The sequence below is a fragment of the Novosphingobium sp. DS6-6 genome (genome assembly GCF_057784975.1).
The window spans coordinates 148,850-168,089 of the sequence record NZ_JBYNTS010000004.1 but is presented as its reverse complement, the minus strand read 5'-3'; the positions used below and the strand labels follow the sequence as shown (position 1 = coordinate 168,089).

Below are 19,240 nucleotides of genomic sequence, written 5' to 3'. Positions count from 1 at the left end.
CCAGCGGGAAGGCCCGCGCGCGCCCTTGGCACGCTTGCCTGATCGCCGGCACTTGTCTAGGCAGCACGCATGGTTGCCATCAACACCGGGCAGACCCACGTGCCAGGCCGTACGTGGCGCCGCAAGCCGGCATGGCTCACCCTGGCCCTGCTCGCCGTGCTGGCACTGGCGCTTCTAGGCACTTTCGTTCTGATTTTCAGCACTGTCGATGCCGAGCGCGTGCAGCGCGAGCAGGCCTCGCGGACAAGCGCGGTGCTGGCCGCGCTCGATGGCATCGTGGCGGCCACGCTCAATGGCGAAACCGGGCAGCGCGGCTATTACATGACGTACGACCGCCGCTACCTTGCCCCCTACGAGCAGGGGCATGCGGCCTATCGCGCGGAAATGCGCGCGCTGCGCCAGCGGCTGGGGAAGGACGTCGATCCGCAACAGGCCGCCCTGGTGGACGAGATCGAGCGGCTGGGCGATGTCAAATGGGCGGAAATGGCCGGCATCGTGGAACTGGTGCGCCGGGGCGAACTGGTCGAGGCCCGTGTGCGCACCTTGTCGGACGAAGGGCAGCTCGCCATGGAAGGCCTGCGCCAGGCGGTGGGGCGGCTGGAACGGACCGAGCGCACCCGGCTGGACGAGGCGACCGACAGCGCCGCCGCGGCCGAAGCGCGGGTGATGCCCTCGCTCGGCCTGCTGGCGGCGATCATCGTGATCGCGCTGATCCTGGGGCTGTGGCAGGTGATCCGCACGGCCCAGGCCCAGGCCGCCGCCGCCAATGCGGCGCTGATTGCCGAAGCGCGCGACCGGGCCGATCTGCTGGCGCGCGAGTTGAACCACCGCGTGAAGAACCTGTTCGCGGTGATCCTGGCCATCGTCAAGATGTCGGCGCGCGGCGATACGGCCGCAGCCCCCGCGGTCGATCGCATCGCCAAGCGCATCCACGCCCTGGTCACCGCGCACGACGTGACGCAGGGAAGGCTGGACGGCGAAGGGGAAGTGGACCTGGCCGATCTGGTGGAGAAGGCGATCGCGCCCTATCGATCGGACAGCGAGCGGTGCAACCTGTCAGGCGGATCGCTGGTGATTTCGGGGCATCACGCCGTGCCGCTCGGCCTCGTGCTGCACGAACTGGTGACCAATGCGGTCAAGTATGGCGCATGGTCCGCGCCGGGCGGCCTGCTCGACGTGCGCTGGGCCTGCGAGGCGGACCGGACGGTGCGGATCGTCTGGCAGGAACATGTCACCACGCCGCTCCCCCTTTACGAAGACGGCGTACCGGCGCGCGAAGGGTTCGGCTCGGCCTTGATCCGCAGTTCCGAACGCCAGCTGGGCGGGCGGATCGAGCGGCGTTTCCGGCCCGAGGGCATCCTGGTGGAAATCACCTTTCCCAACCGCGACGATCGGCTTTCGCCCGGCGCGTGACGGCGGCCTATGCCGCCGCGATGGCCAGCGCCAGCACGCCGATTGCCCCGGCCATCAGCATCAGCCCGATCTGCCGCCGCCGGCGCAGCGCCCGGGCCTGAGCGCGGCTCTGAGCGCGGCTCTGCATGCCATGGCCGCCGGACGGGCGCGGCCAATGCCAGTTTCCGCTTTCGGTCCATGCATGGATTTCCTTTCCGGCCAGCATGACCAGCCCGGCCGCGAGCAACGCGCAGGCAAGGGCCACGCCCGCAAGCGCGGCGGCGGGAACGGCCGCAGCCTCTTTCCCGCAGCGCGGCTGGCCGACGCGGGCCTCCATCGTGGCGCAGGCGCCGGCGGCGACGGGTGCCACCAAGAGCGGGTTGCCGGCAAGATCCGTCGTCAGTGCCGCGTTGACGGGTGTTGGCTGCCCCGCCGGCAGCCCTTGGCCGACCCCGGCATCGGCGACCGGTGGATGGCTTGATCGGTGCGGCATGGCGGCTGGCCCGTTTTCACCAAGTCCTGCGCGGCCATGATGCGCCGGGTCCGCCGGCAGAACGATGGCGGCCGCATTACGGCTCCGTCATCGGCGGGCAATTTGCCGCAGGGGCAATTCATGATAGGCGCCGATCCCATGACAGCACAGATCGAACCCTTTCATGCCATTGCCGTTTCCAACCTGGCGCACCGCCTGGCAGCCGATGCCGCCGCGGCGGGGCGGCCGATCATCCACATGGAATTCGGCCAGCCATCCACCAGCGCTCCGGCAGCCGCTATCGCCCGCGCCCGCCACGTCCTAGATACCGAAGCGCAGGGCTATTGGGAAAGCCAGGCGCTCAAAGTGCGGATTGCCGGGCATTATCGCGAGTCCGCCGGCGTGGCCGTGGACCCGGGGCAGATCGTGCTCACCTGCGGCGCCTCGCCGGCGCTGGTCATGGCCTTGACGCTGCGCTTTGCCCCGGGCGCCCGCGTGGCGATCGCCCGCCCGGGCTATGTCGCCTATCGCAACACGCTGCGCGCGCTGCACATGGTGCCGGTGGAACTGGACTGCGGGCCGGAGCAGCGCTTCAACGTGACGGCCGCGGCCCTGGCGGCGCTGGACCCGGCGCCCGAAGGGCTGATCCTGGCCAGCCCGGCCAATCCCACCGGCACGGTGATCCCGCCCGCGGAACTGGACGCCATTGCCCGCGTCTGTCGCGAACGCGGCATCGCCGTGATCAGCGACGAGATCTATCACGGCCTTACCTATGACGGGGTACGCGCGCAGACCATGCTGGCGGTCGATCCCGAAGCCGTGGTCGTCAACAGCTTTTCCAAGTACTTTTCGATGCCCGGCTGGCGGCTGGGCTGGCTGGTCGTGCCGCCCGCGCTGGTCGACCAGGCCCGCGCGCGGATGGGCAACCTGTTCCTGACGCCGCCGGTGTTGAGCCAGAATGCCGGGCTGGTGGCATTCGAATGCCGCGAGGAGCTGGAAGGGCATCTTGCCACCTATGCCCGCAACCGCCAGCGCGTGCTCGATGCGCTGCCGGCGCTGGGCCTCAAGCGCATCGCCCCGCCCGACGGCGCTTTTTACATCTGGGCCGACATCGGCCACCTTACGGACGATTCCATGGCCTTCTGCCTCAAGCTGCTGAATGATACGGCCGTGGCGACGGCGCCGGGGATCGATTTCGATCCGGTCGAGGGACACCGGTTCTTCCGCATCAGCTTTGCCGTTTCGACAGCCGAGGTGGAAGAGGCCCTTGCGCGGATGAAGCCGTGGTTTGCCGCGCGGCTGGCGGAAGCGGCGGTTTGAGCAGCCCCATGAACGGGTTGGCGATCCGCCCGGCCCGTGCCAGCGATGCCGAGGCGATCTGGGCCGTTCTCGAGCCGGTGATCCGCGCGGGCGAAACCTATGCCCTGCCGCAGGACATGCCGTGCGAAGCGGCCCTGGACTATTGGCTGGGCACGGACAAGCGGGCTTTCGTGGCACTGGACGTGGCCGGCACGGGTAACGTGCTGGGCACCTATTACTTGCGTGCCAACCAACTGGGGCGCGGCGGCCATGTCGCCAATTGCGGCTATATGACCGCGCCGGCGGCCGCGGGCCGGGGCGTGGCGCGGGCGATGTGCGCCCATTCGCTCGACGCGGCCCGCGCTGCCGGCTTTTCCGCCATGCAGTTCAACTGCGTGGTGAGCACCAATACCCGGGCGGTGCGTCTGTGGGAGGCGATGGGCTTTGCCATCGTCGGGCGGCTGCCCGGTGCGTTCGATCATCCGTCGCAGGGCCTGGTCGATGCGCTGGTGATGTTCCGCACGCTGTAACCGGCGCGGGCAGGGCAGCGTCAGATATTGTGGCGCCGCGCCGTACTCGGCGGATGCTTGGCATGCAGCGCCTTGGCGCGGGCGGGGCGGTCCATCAGCTCGCCCTGGCAATTGGGGCAGCGATCGTCGAGATCTTCGGCGCAGGGCGCGCAGAAAGTGCATTCGAACGAGCAGATGAACGCGCCCGGCGATTCGGCCGGAAGCAGAGTGCCGCAGCGTTCGCAATCGGGGCGCATTTCGAGCATGGCCGTCTCCTTCGTTCAGGCCGCGGCCTTGCGCACGGCGGCGCAGATCGCGTCGACCACTTGCGTCACGTCGCCGGCATCGTCGGCCTCGGCCATCACGCGGATCACCGGCTCGGTGCCCGAAGGGCGGATGACCAGGCGGCCGTTGCCCGCCAGGCGCTCTTCCGCCTTGGCGATCGCGGCCTTGACGCTCTCGGCCTCCAGCGGCTTGCCGCCGGCAAATCGGACGTTCTTGAGCAGCTGGGGCACGGGATCAAACAGGTGCAGCGTCTGGCTGGCGGGCTTGCCGCTGGAAACCAGCGCGGCCAGGACCTGCAGCGCCGCGATCGTGCCATCGCCCGTGGTGGCGTGATCGGTCAGGATCATGTGGCCCGATTGCTCGCCCCCCACGTTGAACCCGCCCTCGCGCATCTTTTCCAGCACATGACGATCGCCCACCGCGGTGCGTACGAGATCGAGGCCCTGGGTCTTGAGAAAGCGTTCGAGCCCCAGGTTCGACATGACGGTGGCCACAACGCCGCCGCCGGTCAGCGCGCCGCGCGCAGCCATCTGGCTGCCGATCAGCGCCATGATCTGGTCGCCGTCCACCGTCTGGCCCTTTTCGTCGACCACGATCAGCCGGTCCGCGTCGCCATCGAGCGCGATGCCGATATCGGCGCGCACTTCGCGCACTTTGGCCTTGATCGCGTCGAGATGGGTGGATCCGACATTGAGATTGATGTTCTTGCCGTTTGGTTCCACCCCGATGGCGATCACTTCGGCGCCCAGTTCCCACAGCGCCGACGGCGCCACGGTATAGGCCGCGCCATTGGCGCAATCGACCACGATGCGCAGCCCGTCGAGGCGCAGGTTGTGCGGCAGCGAGGCCTTGACCGCATGGATATAGCGGCCGCGCGCATCCTCGATGCGGCGGGCACGGCCCACCTCGCCGGCCTCGGCCAAAGGCAGTTCATCCTCCAGCATGGCCTCGATCGCCAGTTCGTCTTCGTCGGAAAGCTTGAAGCCATCCGGGCCGAACAGCTTGATGCCGTTATCCTCGAACGGATTGTGGCTGGCCGAGATCATCACGCCGACATCGGCGCGCATTTCGCGGGTCAGCATGGCAACCGCGGGCGTCGGCATGGGGCCGAGCAGCACCACGTCCATCCCCACGCTGGTAAAGCCGGCGGTCATCGCGTTTTCCAGCATGTAGCCGGAAAGGCGCGTGTCCTTGCCGATCACCACGCGATGGCGATGATCGCCGCGCTGGAAATAGGTGCCGGCCGCCTGGCCCACTTTCATGGCGGTCGCCGCGGTCATCACCCCGGCATTGGTCCGGCCCCGGATGCCATCGGTGCCGAAGAATTTACGTCCCATCGCGAAGATATTTTCCTTTTACCGGCGGCCGTCGGGACGCCATTGCGCTGGTGCCCTACACCATTATTGTCACCATGGCATGAACCAAGCGATTACCGATCCGTCATCAAGCCCGCAAGACGGCCTTCCGCCGATCACCCGCGTTCCGGCGCTGTGGATTTTCCTCGGCCTGGTCGGCGGGCTGGCGCTGGGCCTGGCATTGGCCTTTTCCGCGCCCGGCGTGCTGCCGCCGGTTCTGGCGGTGGCGGAGCCGGTGGGGGACCTGTGGCTGCGCAGCCTGCGGGCCACGATCATGCCGCTGGTGGTGGCGCTGCTGTTTACCGGGATCGTGCAGACCGTCGCCGCCGCGCGGGCCGGGGCCATGGCACGGCGGGCGCTGGGCTGGTTCATGTTGGTGCTGGTAGGCGGTTCGGCCATGGCCGGGCTGCTGACCCCGGCCCTGCTGTCGCTGTTGCCGATCCCCCAGAGCGCGGGGGCCGCGCTGCGCGCCAACGTGGGGGCGACGGCGCAAGCGCCGGCAATGCCCGGCCTTGCCGATTTCGTCACCTCGATGGTGCCGGCCAACGTCTTCACTTCGGCGGCGGCGGATGCGGTTTTGCCGGTGATTCTCTTCACCACGGCCTTTGCCATGGCGGCAACGCGGCTGGCCACCGCACAGCGGCAGAGCCTTGCGGTCTTTTTCGAAGCGGTAGCCGGCGCGATGCTGATAGTGATCGGCTGGGTCCTGTGGTGCGCGCCGGTGGGCGTTTTCGCGCTGAGCCTGGCCGTGGCCGCAAAGAGCGGCACCGCCGCGATCGGCGCACTGGCGCATTACGTGATGATCGTGACGATCGTGGGCAGCGTGGTGTTTCTGGCGGCCTATCCGCTGGCGGTGCTGGCCGGGCGGCAGCGCCTGGTGCCGTTCGCGCGGGCCATCCTGCCGGCCCAGGCCCTGGCCCTGTCGACGCAGTCCTCGCTTGCTTCGCTGCCTGCCATGCTCAATGCCTGCCGCACGCTTGCCCTGCGTGACCAGACCAGCGAGTTCGTGCTGCCGCTGGCCGTCGCGCTGTTCCGCGGTACCGGCCCGGCGATGAACTTTGCCGTGGCGATTTATGTGGCGCACTGGTTCGGCGTGCCGGTGGATGGCTGGCACATGCTGACCGGCTTTGCCGTGGCCAGCGTGATGAGCTTCGGTGCAGTCAGCCTGCCGGGAACGATCACTTTCATCACCTCGATCGGGCCGATCGCCCTGGCGATGGGCGTGCCGATAGAGCCGCTGGCCCTGCTGGTGGCGGTGGAAATGCTGCCCGATCTGATGCGCACGCTGGGCAACGTGACGCTGGACGTGGCAGTGACGACCGCCGTGGCCGCGCGCAGGGAATGAGGCGGGTGCCACTGATCGGCTGCGTCTTTCCCGGCCATCAGAAAAATTAACTGGCATTCGGCGGCAAATGCCATAGGCCGCGATGGCGACCGACGCTCAACCCGGGCGTTGGTTCGGCATTGCCGATTTTTCCTGACGAAACGGAGCGACCATGGCAATTTCCCTTCTTCCGCTGCCCTATGCCGATAGCGCGCTGGACCCCACGATTTCGGCCGTGACCTTGCAGACCCACCACGGCAAGCATCACAAGGCCTATGTCGACAAGACCAACGCCGCCATTGATGGCACCGACCTGGCTGACAAGAGCTTGGAAGAGATCGTCGCCGCCGCCGAAGCGAAAGGCGACAAGGGCCTGTTCAACAATTCGGCTCAGACCTGGAACCACGGTTTCTATTGGCACAGCCTGACGCCGCAGAGCGCCGAGCCCACCGGTGATCTTGCCGCCGCGATCGAAACCTCGTTCGGCACGCTCGACGCGCTCAAGACCGAACTGGCGACCCAGGGCGCGGCGCATTTCGCCTCGGGCTGGGTCTGGCTGGTGGCCAAGGACGGCAAGCTGGTGGTGGAACAGACCCACGACGCGGCCACGTTCTCGTCGCTGGGCGGCAACCCGCTGCTGGTGATCGATCTGTGGGAACACGCCTATTACGTGGATTACAAGAATCTGCGCCCCGACTATCTCAAGGGCGTGATCGAAAAGCACCTGAACTGGGGCTTTGCGGCCGAAAACCTCGGCCGTGGCTCGGTCTGGGCCTATCCGGCCTGACAGGCGCGGCCCGATCGGTGCGTTGGGAAAAAGGGCGGGCGCCTGCCCGCCCTTTTTCATGACCGCCCTTTTCCCCTGCCTGACAACGTTCCTGGTGCGACCACGTATCGCAAATGGTGCCCGATTTGCCGTTTGGTAAAAGATTCCAGCCATGGCTGTGGGCTCGCCCCCTTGCCGGGCGGCCTTTGCGATGCGATATTAAGAGTTCCGATGTCCAGTTGTGATCCTCGTTCGGCGCCTGTCGCCCTTTCGCCGCGTGCATACCACGCGGGCGATTCCGCGCGCCCGCCCGGCCTGGCACCGCGGCTGGCCGGCAACGACCGCGATGCCGATCATGACGACGTGATCGGCGTTGCCACCCGCACCCGCGCCCGGCCCAAGAAGCCCAGCATGTTCAAAGTGCTGATGCTGAACGACGATTACACGCCGATGGAATTCGTGGTCATGGTGCTCAAGCGCTTTTTCCATATGGATCTGGAACAGGCGACACGGGTGATGCTGCATGTTCACCAGCGCGGCGTGGGGGTCTGCGGCATCTTTCCCTACGAGATCGCCGAAACCAAAGTGAATCAGGTGATGGATTTTGCCCGGCAGAACCAGCACCCGCTGCAATGCACGCTGGAAAAGGCTTGAATTCCCCAACTGCCGGAAGGGTGTTCCGGCGGCTCACCCGGCTGAACGTTCCGTCTGCCGACAAGCGTCCTCGACTTGGCGAGCGAGCGCTTTTTCGCCTTTCGCATTGGCGCGAAGCGGGCTAACCGACACCCACGCCGGCGCGGCGCCTTCGGGTGGCGCGGCCTTCCCCTTGACGCCCACACGGTGATCCGCCGAACGTGACTTTCTTCAGCGCCATCGACAGGTACATCGCGCGCCTGGTGATCGTGCCGATGCTGGCCGTGTTCGTGCTCGCCGCGTCGCTGCTCTTGCTGGACAAGATGCTGCGGCTGTTCGATTTCGTCGCGACCGAGGGCGGGCCGGTGACGGTCGTGTTCAAGATGCTGATCAACCTCTTTCCGGAATATGCAAGTCTGGCGATTCCGCTGGGGCTGATGCTCGGCATCCTCTTTGCCTTCCGCAAGCTGGCGACGAGTTCCGAGCTCGACGTGATGCGCGCGGTGGGCCTTTCCTATACCCGCCTGCTGCGCGTGCCCTATCTGTTCACGCTGGGGCTGGCTGCGCTCAACCTGCTGATCGTGGGCTATATCCAGCCACTGAGCCGCTATTACTACGAAGAGCTGCAGTACGAGCTGGGTTCGGGCGCACTGGGCGCCTCGATCAAAGTGGGGGAATTCAACGCCCTGCAGGATCGCACCGCGCTGCGCGTCGAATCCAGCCGTGACGAAGGCCGCGATCTGGAAGGAATTTTTGCCCGCCTGGTGACGCCCAGCGGGGAAACGATGACCATATCGGCGCGCGAAGGGCAGTTCTTTGCCAGTCGCGAGAACCGCGACACCATCGTCCTGCGGCTGACCGATGGGCAGATCGTGCAGGATGGGCCGGATCTGCCTTCGCCGCGGGTCCTCACCTTCGCATCGCACGATCTGCCGATCGACCTTCCCAAGATTGCCCAGTTCCGCCAGCGCGGCGACAAGGATCGCGAATTCATCCTGCCCGAACTGCTCAGGATCGGCTGGAACAAGGCCTATTCCGAGGATATGCGCAACAAGAGCAAGGCCAGTCTGAATTTCCGCCTTGTCGAAGTGGTGATGATGTTCCTGCTGCCGCTTCTGGCCGTGGCCCTGGCCGTGCCGCCCAAGCGCTCGTCGTCCTCGCTCGGGGTGTTCCTGTCGATCGTGATGGTTGTCGCCTATCACAAGGTCAACGAATATGGCCAGGACGTCGCCAGCCTGGGCCGCATCGATCCCGTGCTGGCGTTGTGGGGCCCGTTCGTGCTGTTCGCCGCATTGATCGTATGGATGTACTGGCGGCTGGCCTATGTGCCCGGCGGCCAGCCGATCGGCGCACTGGAAACCGCTTTTGCCAAGCTCGCCCGTCGGCTGCGCAACCTGCTGGGCAACCGCAAGCCCCGCCAGGAACCCGACCCTGCAGTCCAGGACGAAGCCTTTGCAGCTTGAATTCTTTCCCTCGGTCACCATGACCCGCTACATCGCCAAGATGTTTGCGGTGCGCGTGGTGGCGGTGCTGCTGATGCTGGTTCTCGTGCTGCAGATGCTCGACCTTTTGAGCGAAAGCGGCGACATTCTGGCCCAGGCCGGCAACGGGCAGGCGCAGCTTCTGACTTATGTGGGGCTGCGCGCGCCGCAGCTCGTCGCGCGGTTCCTGCCCTATTCGGTGCTGCTGGCCACGATCATCACTTTGATCACGCTCAACCAGAACAGCGAAGTGGTGGCGATGAAAGCGGCTGGGCTTTCCGCGCACCAGGTGCTGGCGCCGCTATTTCTGGTGGCGGGCGTGATCGCGGTGGCGAACTTTGCGTTCAACGAACGCATCGTGACCCGGGCCAGTGCCACGCTCAAGGCCTGGCAGGCGGCCAATTACGGCCCGCTGCCCCTCGATTCCCAAGTGCGCGGCAACGTGTGGCTGCAGGATGGGCAGAACGTTCTCTATGCCCGTACGGTCACCGGCGAAGGCAATGCCATGCGCATGACCGACGTGACGTGGCACCGCCGCGATCCCACCGGGATGGTCACCGAGATCGTGCGGGCCGACAGTGCCACCTATGCCAATCCCGGCTGGCGCTTCGACCGCCCCAGCGCATTCGACGTGCAAAGCGCGCGGCGCACCCGGATGGGCGCCAGCGCGGTCTTCGCCGCCGAGGTGACGCCGGCGCAGGTGGTGATCCGCAAGGCCGATGCCGATGCCGAATCGCTGCCCCACCTGTCGCGCTCGATCGCGGCGATCCGGGCGGCGGGGCACAGCACGGGCGAGCTTGAAAGTCGTTGGTGGCACAAGCTTTCCGGGCCGCTTTCGGCCTTGCTGATGCCGCTGCTGGGCTCTGTCGCCGCGTTTGGCCTGGCGCGCTCGGGCCAGTTGTTCATGCGTGCGGTGATCGGCATGGCGCTGGGTTTTGCCTATTTCGTGGTGGACAACGCGGCCCTTGCCATGGGCAGTTTCGGCGGATACCCACCGCTGGTGGCGGCCTGGGCGCCGTTCGTGCTGTTCCTGCTGATCGGGGAAACGGTGCTGATCCGCACCGAAGAATGAACGGGCGCCTTGCCCGCGCCGTCAGCCCTGCTGGCGCGCGCCCATTGTCGCGCGCACCAGCCGCGCCAGCAGCGGCCACAGGCCGGCATGATTGCCCCGCTCGTAAGTGGATTGCACGCCCAGATGCGCCCGCAGGCGACGGTGGCATTCGCCCAGCGCGTGATAGGGCATCGAGGGCAGCAGGTGATGCAGGGCGTGATAGCGCAGCCCCACCGGCGCCCACAGCGCGCCCAGGAGGCCCGGCGGCGGCACGTTGACCGAGTCCAGGTATTGCCCGGTCACGCTCATCTGCTCGCCCTCGTTCTCCCACAGATGCGCCACCAGGGTGCGCACCTGGTTGAGCAGCGCGGCAAGCGAAACGACGCCGACGGCAATGCAAAGCGGCAGCCAGCCCTGCGTGGCCGACCATGCCAGCAAAGCCCAGGCCCACAGGCATGCGCCGAGTTCCTGCCAGAACACCATGCGGGCCAGTTCGCCCTCGGGCTTGCGCCGGCGGAATGCGGGGTTGATGGACAGCGAGGAAGCGCGCTCCCACACCAGCGTGCGTAGCGGCGGCACGATCGCGCCGAGCGGCACCAGCACGGCGGAACGCAGCAGCAGGCCAAGCGGCAGCAGCACTGCCGTTGCCGTGAAAACCGGCAGCGACCATGGCTTCATCAGCGCCAGGGGCAGATATTCCGGATCGTCGGCCGTGCCATAGCGGATGCGCGAGTGATGCAGCGGGTGGACGCCTTCGTACATGAACGAAGGCATCAGCATGGGAATGCCGACAACGAGATTCCATGCAAAGCGGAAGCCCGGCAGCGCATCGCGATGAATATGGGTCAACTCGTGAATGAACAGCAGTGCGCGATAAAGCGCCAGGGCGGAAAGAACGCCCAGGGCAACGACCGCGCCCCAATTGCCGCCGCGCTGCGCGGTGGCGATCGCCAGGCCCAGCGCACCGTACCCGACAAGCGACGCGATGAGCATGTCTGGCCAGTAGACGCCAGGGCGCGCGCGGGTTAGGTCACGCGTCAGATCGACAGCGGCGCGCAGCATGGCCTTGTCCTCGGGCGTGGCGGCAAGGTCTGCGGCGCGCAAGGCCGGGTTTCCAGCCCGCATCGGCGGGGGGGCGGCAACACCGGGCCGATCGAGGCCGGGCTGATCAAGAAGGTCGGTCACAAGCATGACAGAAACGGTTCCAAGAAACCCATGTTAATCGGGCGTATGGCATGCCCGAAGCGTGTTTGCCGGCCCGCACGGACCATGCCGGCTTGACAAGTCACCGGCTAGCGCCGCAGGCATCCGCAGCAGCGCGTGTCTAACTCGAAACAAAGGCGATATCGTGGCAGGTGAAGTAGTCATCACTCCCGTTGCAGGCAAGGCCGAACGTTCCGCCTTTGTCGATCTGGCCTATCGCCTCAACGCGGCCGACCCCAGCTGGGTGCCGCCGCTGCGCATGGAAGCGATGGAGCTGATCACGCCTGGCAAGAACCCGTTTTTCGAGCATGCCGACGTGCAGTTGTTCCTGGCCCGCCGCGATCGCCGCATCGTGGGCCGCATTTCCGCCCATATCGATCACCTGGCCGTGGCCATGGACCCCGTGCAGGGCATGGGGCCGGGCACGGGCAACTGGGGCCTGCTGGAAGCCGAGGACGAGAGCGTTGCCCACGCGCTGATCGCGCGGGCCGAGGAATGGCTGCGCGGCAAGGGAATCACCCGGGTGCTGGCGCCGCTGTCGATGTCGATCTGGGAAGAGCCGGGGCAGTTGACGCAGGGCTTCGACCATCCGCCGACGGTGATGATGGGCCACCAGCCCGAACGGTATCAGCGTTATATCGAAGCGCTGCCTTATGCGCCGGCCAAGCAACTGCTGACCTATGAACTTGATATCAAGAAGGAATTTCCGCCGCTGATCCAGCGCATCGTGCAATCGGGCGAAAAGAACGCCAAGATCCGCATTCGTGACGTGGACAAGAGCAAGTTCGACAGCGAAGCGGCGATCATTCTGGACATCCTCAACGATGCCTGGTCCGACAACTGGGGCTTCGTCCCGTTTACCGAGACCGAGATCGCCTATGCCGGCAAGAAATTCAAACCGATCGTCCGCGAGGACCTGATCATGGTGGCCGAATACGAAGGCGAGCCGGTCGCTTTCATGATGACGCTGCCCGACCTGAACGAGGCGCTCAAGCCGATGGGCGGCAAGCTGTTCCCGTTCAACTGGATCAAGCTGCTGCGCTGGCTGAACAGGCCGCGGGTGCGGACCATGCGCGTGCCGTTGATGGGCGTGCGCAAGAAGCTGCAATCCTCGCGCCTGGCGAGCCAACTGGCGTTCATGATGATCGAATATATCCGCCGCAATTCGGTGACGCGATATGGCGCCTCGCGCGGGGAGATCGGCTGGATTCTCGACGATAACCAGGGGATGATCGCGATCGCCGATGCGATCGATAGCCACGTCAACAAGCGTTACACGATCTACGAACGCATGCTGTAGGGCCGGCGTACCCGGCCAACCGGCGGGAACGGTGCAAATGATCGTGCGTTGTAGGGGCTGGAACCGGTAGCGCTTTGCCATACCGGCCCGCCCGCCCTCTGATAGCGGGCGGTCTGGCGAAAAAGGATCACTGGCGATGCAGCAGCCGGAACAACCCGGCGCCATGTCCGGTTCGCCAGGCGGGCTCGGCAATGCGCTGGTAGTCGAAGACGAGATGATCGTGGCGCTGACTATCGCCGAAACGCTGGAACAAGCCGGCGCCGATGACGTGGCGATCTGCAGTACGACAGCGGTGGCGCTGGCCGAGATGAAGCGTCTGCGCCCCACGATCCTGATACTCGATGTGCAACTGGCCGATCGGGACGATGGCTGGGCGCTCGCGGAACTCGCCGTCGCACTGAGCCCGGTGCCCCCGTTGATCGTATTTGCAACGGCCATGCCGGAACGGATTCCGCTTCACGTCGCCGAAATGGGCCATGTCCTGCCCAAGCCCTTTGCACCCGATGCGCTGGCGCGTCTGGCGCGGCGCCATGGGCGCCATCCCGGCCTGCTGGGCCGGCTGCGCAATGCCTTGACGCCGTAAACGCAAAGCCGCGCAAACGCATATAGCCACAAACAGGCGCTCGGGCCGCAGGCCTACGAAAAAGGCCTCCGCCGGGGATTGGCGGAGGCCTTCGGGATCGTATCACCAGCCGCTTGGACGGGAGGGGGGGTCTCGGCGGTGACATGCCTTCAACGGGGCACATCGGCATCGGTTCCCTACCAACCAAACTTTTTTGGATTTTTTTGTCCGGTACGGGAAACGCCCGGCCTGGGCCGGTTTGGGCCACTTATCCGCCTTAGATGTAGGGCCTTTTCGGAAGCCCGTGAGAGTCGAAGCCGAGCAGCGATCGCACTGCGGCAAGATCGGGAATGCGAATGGCGTTGCTGCCCCAATCGACATGCCCTGCCTTGCGCAGGGCTTGCATCGTCCGGTTGGTATGGACCAGCGACAGGCCGAGCATGTCGGCGACCTGGCCCTGGTTGAAAGCCACCGGGAGGACGGCAGGGCCGGCGCTTTCGTGCAGCAGGCCGGTCTGCAGACCGCGCTCGATCAGCCACAGCGCCAGATAGGCCACGCGCTCGCGCGCCGAACGCTGGCCCAGGGCAACGAGATGCTGTTCCAGCGCGTCTTCCTCGCGCGCGGCCAACCAGATCACGTCATAGGCAAAGCGCGGATGGGCCGTGACCAGATCCAGGAAACGATCCCGCGGGAACAGGCACAGGCGCGCGTCGGTAAGCGCCACGATGCCATGGTTCATTTCGCCGTCGAACGCTGCCTGGAGGCCGACCAGGTCACCCGGGAACATCACGTTCACCACCTGGCGTCGTCCGTCTTCCAGCAGGCGATAGCGCATGAGAACGCCATCGAGCAGCGTGAATAGCCGGTCACCCGGCGCGCCCTGGCGCAGGACATCCTCGCCACGCTGCACTGTTCGTTCCCCGCTGCGATGGCTTTCTATCCATTCGCGCTGCATGGCATCGGGCGCTGCCAGGCCCGGTTGGTCGCGCAGCGGACAGGTCCGGCATGGCTGGTTGTGCGCGCGTATGTCTGCGGGGTATCGGCCCCCGCCCCCCGTACTGCTGCCGCCGCCCTTGTACATGCCCGTCATGCTCCTGTTTTGTGCCCGCCAGCACATTTCATCGGTTCGTCGCGTCGGTGCGCCGGACGGCCGAAGGCCGCGCCGGCGCGGTAATGTCAAATGACACAAACGGGTTCCCGGTTCCCGGGTACGCCGCGCGGCTGTCGTGGCCGCTGTGCCATCGCCGCGATGGAGCACATGCCGATGATTGCCGATTACCTGCTGGTACTGGAAGATAACGTATTGGTCGCCATGGAAATCGAGGACGAACTTGTCGGGCGGGGGCATCGGGTGGTTGTCGCCGTCGATCTTGCCGAAGCCGAAAGCCTGCTGGCCGACGGCGTGCCGCGGGCGGCGCTGCTTGACCTGCGCCTGCCCGATGGCAGCGCCGCGCCGCTCGCGCTGCAGCTTATCGACCGGGGCTGTCCCGTGGCGCTGATTTCCGGGGCGGACTCGGGTGTCATCCCGGCCGAACTGGCCCGGGTGCCGCGCTTTCCCAAGCCGGCCGGTGTCTGGCGGCTTGCCGATTGGGCCGATGCGGTTTCCGGCCGGCGCCACGATAAAGGGAGCGCCACGCGCGCCTGAAACAAACCCGCGGCTGGCCCGGGAACCGAAATTGCGCTAAGGCATTTAGGGGTGCATTGCGTATCCAGGAAGGGGTTTAAATGTCGCTGGGCGCCAAAGTAGCTACCAATCTTCCCTATCTGCGCCGCTATGCCCGGGCACTGACCGGTAGCCAGCAGACCGGCGATGCTTTCGTGCGCGCGACGCTTGAAGCCGCGCTTGCGGACGAGACGTTGCGCAGCGCCATCGGCGAAGGCCGCGTGGCGCTTTATCGCGCGTTCAACAAGGTCTGGTCGAGCGCTTTTGTCGACACGGTCGATCATTCCGGCAGCGGCGACTTGAGCCTGCACGAAACCGCGGCGCAGGAACGCCTGTCGCAGATCACGCCCGCCAATCGTCAGGCCTTGCTGCTGGTCACGCTCGAAGATTTCTCGGTGCCGGAAGTTGCCGAGATCCTTGAGCGCTCGCCGGCCGACGTGGAGGCGCTGGTGCAGGAAGCGATCGAGGAAATCGACCGCGAATCGACCACCACCGTGCTCATCATCGAAGACGAGCCGCTGATTTCGATGCAGTTGGAAGACCTCGTGCGTTCGCTGGGCCACGATGTGTGTGGCATGGCCGCCACCCGCACCCAGGCGCGCGAGATCGCGGGGCGCGAAACGCCCGGGCTGGTCCTGGCCGACATCCAGCTGGCCGACGGTTCTTCAGGCCTCGATGCGGTGGACGACATTCTGAAGCTGGTGGACGTGCCGGTGATTTTCATCACCGCCTATCCCGAACGCCTGCTGACCGGCAACCGCCCGGAGCCGACCTATCTGATCACCAAGCCGTTCCAGGAGGCCACGGTGCGTGCCGCGATCAGCCAGGCGCTGTTCTTCGGATCGAGCCGTCCCCTGATCTGATTTTTCCGGCCCGATCGTTTCAGGCACCGTTTTTCCAAAGGCCGGGCCCTTGTGCCCGGCCTTCGTACATGCCGCGCTCGTCAGGCCGCAGCGCCTTCGCGAATGGCGAACGAGCCGCGCTGGCGCACGGGAATGATAAGCGTGCAGCGCACGCCGTCGGGCTCGAAACGCAGGTCCACCGGGTTGCGCAATTCGTGCGCCACGATCTTTTCGATAAGATCGGTGCCGAAGCCGCGTTTGCGCGCGGCGCCGGGATCGATCGGCGGGCCGCCATGTTCGCGCCAGAAAATGCGCGCCGTCGTTTCGCTCGCCAATTCCCAGCGCACGTCGACGCGCCCGCCAGGCACGCTGAGCGCGCCGTATTTGGCGGCGTTGGTGGCCAGTTCGTGAATCGCCAGGCCCAGCGACAACGCATCGTTCGGCGCCAGCAAAACGTCCGGCCCGGCGATATCGACATGACGATCCGCGCTTTGCGCATAGGGCGCCAGTTCCGCTTTCACGACCAAAGCAATGGGCGTTGCCCCCCAGTCCGACTGCGTGAGCAGATCGTGCGTTGCCGAAAGGGCGCGGATCCGGCCTTCCAGGCTTTCGACAAAGCTGTCGAGATCGCCGGCGCGGCGGCGGGTGAGCGCGATGATCGACAGCACGTTGGCCAGTGTGTTCTTGACGCGGTGGTTGAGTTCGCGCGTCAGTGAATCGCGGATCGAGGATTGCTGTTCGAACCACGCGAGCGCCATGCGGTCTTCGGCCACCTGCTGTGTCACCAGCCGGGCCAGCACCAGAAGCAGGGTCGCCACCAACAGGCCGAACAGCAAGGTCATCATCGAAAGCAGGCTGAGCATCAGCGCGGGGGGCGCGTCCACGACCAGCAGCCAGCGGCGCCCGGCCACTTCCACCCAGCGCCGTACCGTCCGGCCCGAGCGGATTTCGGGCCGGTCCTGGGCGAGCAGGCTCGCCGCGCTGTCTGTCCCGTCGTAAAGGCGCACGCCCAACGGCGCATCGGGATCGCGCGGGATCGACGCCCGCAGGAAATCGCCTGCGACAAAAGGCGTGAACACAAAACCGCGCAGGATGCGGCTGCCATCGTCGCGGCTGGCACCGAACACCGGCATATACATGACAAAGCCGACATCATGGCTGAGCCGGCCGCCCCTGATCAGGCGCAGTCTGCCCGAAACGATCGGCCGTTCCAGCAGTTCGGCGCGGTCCATCGCCGTGCGGCGCGCCGGGTCGCTCGCCATGTCGAACCCTATCGAATGGCGGTTGGACGCCGTTTCGGGCACCAGGTACATCACTGGCACGGCATAGCCGCGCTCCGCGTAATCGCGGGGCCGGACGGCAAAGGCCGGTGCCCTGAGATTGCCCGGCGTATTCTGACGTGCAAGGCCATGGCGCATAACGCGCTCGACCATGGGCACGTCCTGGCTGGCGACACGCATGCCCCAGCCGATGCCGTTGACTCCGCTGGCAGCACCTTCCATCTGCAATTGCCCGACGAACGAGCGGAACTGGGATGAATCGACCGACCGCTGCGTTGCGAACAGCGCGGCTGCCGAGCGCAGATAGGCCGCGTTGCCATTGGCCCGCCGTTCCAGCCCCGACGATATCTCCTGGGCGATCTTGTCGAGCTGGGCGACCTCGCGCTGACGATCGGCGCGTTCGATCGCATAGACGCTGATCGTGGTGATCGCCATGGTCAGGGCGAAAATGCCCACGGGCACGGCCCGGGGAAATCGTTCGTACCACCGCGGGGCAAGATTTTTCTGGGACAGCAGTTTTTCCACGTGCCCGGGCGATCCCTTTGTTGTGCCGTTCCGACGCGACGCCGCATTACGCATGCGATACCCCGGATACGATCATGCCCGATGCAACGCGCGGCGCAAGCGCCGGTGCCCAACGGGCCGTGCATTCGATGGTCCCGGTCATTGCCTTGCTGACGGCATCGGGTGGCACGGGAGGTGGCACGGGCAATGGCACGGGGCGGCGCGGCGGTGCCTGCATGCGCGCACGCGACATTCGCCCGGAAAAGGCCAAGAAAAGCGCATGGAGATGGGAACCGATCACAACCGATTTCGTTCCTTTGGCGATCACCCGAGACACCGGGCACCCTGTGATTCCGGCGGCCCTATGGGTATGCATGTTGGTTCCGTCGGCAATGGCGGCCGGTTCAAATCTTGCGACGACCCATAGGGAGGCGTGGCCGAAAGCGAATGTCGAAAGATAAGCCTATGAAAAGCCTGGGGACCCGACGCCGCGCCAGCGGCCGGGCCAAGTCGCCCGAGTGGGCCGATGGTTTGCGTCGCCTTTATGATTCCGTCGTGGAGGAGCCTTTGCCTGACAGCTTCGCGCAACTGCTCGACAAGCTGGACGGCGATGCGCATGGCTGATGCGCTTGGCCCGCCGGCGGAACCCACAGGCGAAACCGCCGCCCTGACGACAGCCACCTCATCCAATGCCGCAGCATTCAAGCGCGAATTGACAGGGGTGATCCCGCATCTGCGCGCTTTTGCCCGGGGCTTGTGCGGCCGGCCCGATCTCGCCGACGATCTGGTGCAGGAAACGCTGCTCAAGGCCTGGGCGGCGCAGGAACGGTTCGAACCGGGCACCTCGATGCGGGCGTGGACGTTCGTGATCTTGCGCAACGCTTATCTGACCGACATGCGCCGCAACCGGTTTCGCGCCGAATACGACGAAACGGTGGCGGAACGCGTGCTGGTTGCGCCGGCCGGCCAGGAAAGCCCGCTGCATCTTTCCGACATGCACCGTGCCTTGCTGACCTTGCCGCCCGAACGACGCGAAGCGCTGCTGCTGGTGGGAGCGGGGGGCTTTTCCTATGAAGAAGCCGCACAGATCTGCCAGTGCGCCGTCGGCACGATCAAGAGCCGCGTCGGCCGGGCGAGGGCGGCGCTGGCCCAGATGATCGACACCGGACAACTCCCGCGCCGCAGCACCGATGACGGCGTGGCGCACGATGCGATCATGCACGAGCTCGACAGCACGGTGCAATCGGGGCATTGAGCGCCGCGCGGCGACAGAACGATCGCTGCCTCTTGATTGCGCGGGGGGGCAGGCCCAAGACGGA

General features: G+C 66.1%; 20 protein-coding genes. 14 read left to right on the top strand and 6 right to left on the bottom strand.

Going from position 1 to position 19,240, the window contains the following annotated elements:
* Window positions 1-69 precede the first annotated feature (69 nt).
* The gene (locus tag AC3EDY_RS06675; protein ID WP_488571700.1) at window positions 70-1,413 is read left to right on the top strand and encodes a sensor histidine kinase; all 1,344 of its coding nucleotides are present in this window, start codon (window positions 70-72) and stop codon (window positions 1,411-1,413) included.
* A 7-nt stretch (window positions 1,414-1,420) separates the two neighbouring features.
* On the opposite strand, the gene AC3EDY_RS06670 is transcribed toward AC3EDY_RS06675, so the two are convergent.
* Window positions 1,421-1,885, bottom strand: coding sequence for a hypothetical protein (locus AC3EDY_RS06670; RefSeq protein ID WP_488571699.1), 465 nt, complete (start codon window positions 1,883-1,885; stop codon window positions 1,421-1,423).
* A 138-nt stretch (window positions 1,886-2,023) separates the two neighbouring features.
* Between AC3EDY_RS06670 and AC3EDY_RS06665 the strand changes: the two genes are divergently transcribed.
* Window positions 2,024-3,184, top strand: coding sequence for a pyridoxal phosphate-dependent aminotransferase (locus tag AC3EDY_RS06665; protein WP_488571698.1), 1,161 nt, complete (start codon window positions 2,024-2,026; stop codon window positions 3,182-3,184).
* 8 nt (window positions 3,185-3,192) lie between these two features.
* On the top strand, window positions 3,193-3,693 hold the full coding sequence (locus AC3EDY_RS06660) for a GNAT family N-acetyltransferase (RefSeq protein ID WP_488571697.1): 501 nt from the start codon (window positions 3,193-3,195) through the stop codon (window positions 3,691-3,693).
* A 20-nt stretch (window positions 3,694-3,713) separates the two neighbouring features.
* On the opposite strand, the gene AC3EDY_RS06655 is transcribed toward AC3EDY_RS06660, so the two are convergent.
* Together AC3EDY_RS06655 and glmM are read right to left on the bottom strand one after the other, a co-directional pair.
* The gene (locus AC3EDY_RS06655; RefSeq protein WP_488571696.1) at window positions 3,714-3,938 is read right to left on the bottom strand and encodes a DUF1272 domain-containing protein; all 225 of its coding nucleotides are present in this window, start codon (window positions 3,936-3,938) and stop codon (window positions 3,714-3,716) included.
* 15 nt (window positions 3,939-3,953) lie between these two features.
* Complete coding sequence (gene glmM, locus AC3EDY_RS06650; protein WP_488571695.1) at window positions 3,954-5,294, bottom strand: phosphoglucosamine mutase; 1,341 nt, start codon at window positions 5,292-5,294, stop codon at window positions 3,954-3,956.
* A 79-nt stretch (window positions 5,295-5,373) separates the two neighbouring features.
* On the opposite strand from glmM, the gene AC3EDY_RS06645 reads away from it, so the two are divergent.
* The 5 genes from AC3EDY_RS06645 (at window position 5,374) to lptG (ending at window position 10,588) form a co-directional block, all read left to right on the top strand.
* Entirely contained in the window at window positions 5,374-6,657 is a 1,284-nt protein-coding gene (locus AC3EDY_RS06645) for a dicarboxylate/amino acid:cation symporter (protein WP_488571694.1), read from the top strand.
* A gap of 151 nt (window positions 6,658-6,808) precedes the next feature.
* Complete coding sequence (locus tag AC3EDY_RS06640) at window positions 6,809-7,423, top strand: superoxide dismutase (RefSeq protein WP_488571693.1); 615 nt, start codon at window positions 6,809-6,811, stop codon at window positions 7,421-7,423.
* Window positions 7,424-7,633: 210 nt separating this feature from the next.
* The gene (clpS, locus tag AC3EDY_RS06635; RefSeq protein ID WP_488571692.1) at window positions 7,634-8,056 is read left to right on the top strand and encodes an ATP-dependent Clp protease adapter ClpS; all 423 of its coding nucleotides are present in this window, start codon (window positions 7,634-7,636) and stop codon (window positions 8,054-8,056) included.
* A 200-nt stretch (window positions 8,057-8,256) separates the two neighbouring features.
* A complete protein-coding gene (gene lptF / locus AC3EDY_RS06630) occupies window positions 8,257-9,498 on the top strand; it encodes an LPS export ABC transporter permease LptF (protein WP_488571691.1) in 1,242 nt (413 codons plus the stop codon).
* Window positions 9,488-10,588, top strand: a complete 1,101-nt coding sequence (lptG, locus tag AC3EDY_RS06625; RefSeq protein ID WP_488571690.1) for an LPS export ABC transporter permease LptG — start codon at window positions 9,488-9,490, stop codon at window positions 10,586-10,588. Before lptF ends, lptG begins: the two co-directional genes overlap by 11 nt.
* A gap of 21 nt (window positions 10,589-10,609) precedes the next feature.
* Here lptG and AC3EDY_RS06620 read toward each other — a convergent pair whose 3' ends face one another.
* The gene (locus AC3EDY_RS06620; RefSeq protein ID WP_488571689.1) at window positions 10,610-11,758 is read right to left on the bottom strand and encodes a fatty acid desaturase family protein; all 1,149 of its coding nucleotides are present in this window, start codon (window positions 11,756-11,758) and stop codon (window positions 10,610-10,612) included.
* Between the two features lie 154 nt (window positions 11,759-11,912).
* Here AC3EDY_RS06620 and AC3EDY_RS06615 point away from each other — a divergent pair, with 154 nt between their 5' ends.
* Window positions 11,913-13,070 carry an N-acetyltransferase gene (locus AC3EDY_RS06615; RefSeq protein WP_488571827.1) on the top strand — a complete coding sequence of 386 codons (1,158 nt, stop codon included), beginning with the start codon at window positions 11,913-11,915 and terminating at the stop codon, window positions 13,068-13,070.
* Between the two features lie 136 nt (window positions 13,071-13,206).
* Window positions 13,207-13,653 (top strand): response regulator, encoded by a 447-nt coding sequence (locus AC3EDY_RS06610; protein WP_488571688.1) that lies wholly within the window; start codon window positions 13,207-13,209, stop codon window positions 13,651-13,653.
* A gap of 256 nt (window positions 13,654-13,909) precedes the next feature.
* Here AC3EDY_RS06610 and AC3EDY_RS06605 read toward each other — a convergent pair whose 3' ends face one another.
* Complete coding sequence (locus AC3EDY_RS06605; RefSeq protein ID WP_488571687.1) at window positions 13,910-14,722, bottom strand: Crp/Fnr family transcriptional regulator; 813 nt, start codon at window positions 14,720-14,722, stop codon at window positions 13,910-13,912.
* 168 nt (window positions 14,723-14,890) lie between these two features.
* Between AC3EDY_RS06605 and AC3EDY_RS06600 the strand changes: the two genes are divergently transcribed.
* A complete protein-coding gene (locus tag AC3EDY_RS06600; RefSeq protein ID WP_488571686.1) occupies window positions 14,891-15,277 on the top strand; it encodes a response regulator in 387 nt (128 codons plus the stop codon).
* Between the two features lie 80 nt (window positions 15,278-15,357).
* Window positions 15,358-16,158 carry a response regulator gene (locus AC3EDY_RS06595; protein ID WP_488571685.1) on the top strand — a complete coding sequence of 267 codons (801 nt, stop codon included), beginning with the start codon at window positions 15,358-15,360 and terminating at the stop codon, window positions 16,156-16,158.
* An 80-nt stretch (window positions 16,159-16,238) separates the two neighbouring features.
* Here AC3EDY_RS06595 and AC3EDY_RS06590 read toward each other — a convergent pair whose 3' ends face one another.
* Window positions 16,239-17,942 carry a CHASE domain-containing protein gene (locus tag AC3EDY_RS06590; RefSeq protein WP_488571684.1) on the bottom strand — a complete coding sequence of 568 codons (1,704 nt, stop codon included), beginning with the start codon at window positions 17,940-17,942 and terminating at the stop codon, window positions 16,239-16,241.
* 444 nt (window positions 17,943-18,386) lie between these two features.
* On the opposite strand from AC3EDY_RS06590, the gene AC3EDY_RS06585 reads away from it, so the two are divergent.
* Window positions 18,387-18,545 (top strand): NepR family anti-sigma factor, encoded by a 159-nt coding sequence (locus tag AC3EDY_RS06585; protein WP_488571683.1) that lies wholly within the window; start codon window positions 18,387-18,389, stop codon window positions 18,543-18,545.
* Window positions 18,538-19,176 carry a sigma-70 family RNA polymerase sigma factor gene (locus AC3EDY_RS06580; protein WP_488571682.1) on the top strand — a complete coding sequence of 213 codons (639 nt, stop codon included), beginning with the start codon at window positions 18,538-18,540 and terminating at the stop codon, window positions 19,174-19,176. Before AC3EDY_RS06585 ends, AC3EDY_RS06580 begins: the two co-directional genes overlap by 8 nt.
* Window positions 19,177-19,240: the final 64 nt, after the last annotated feature.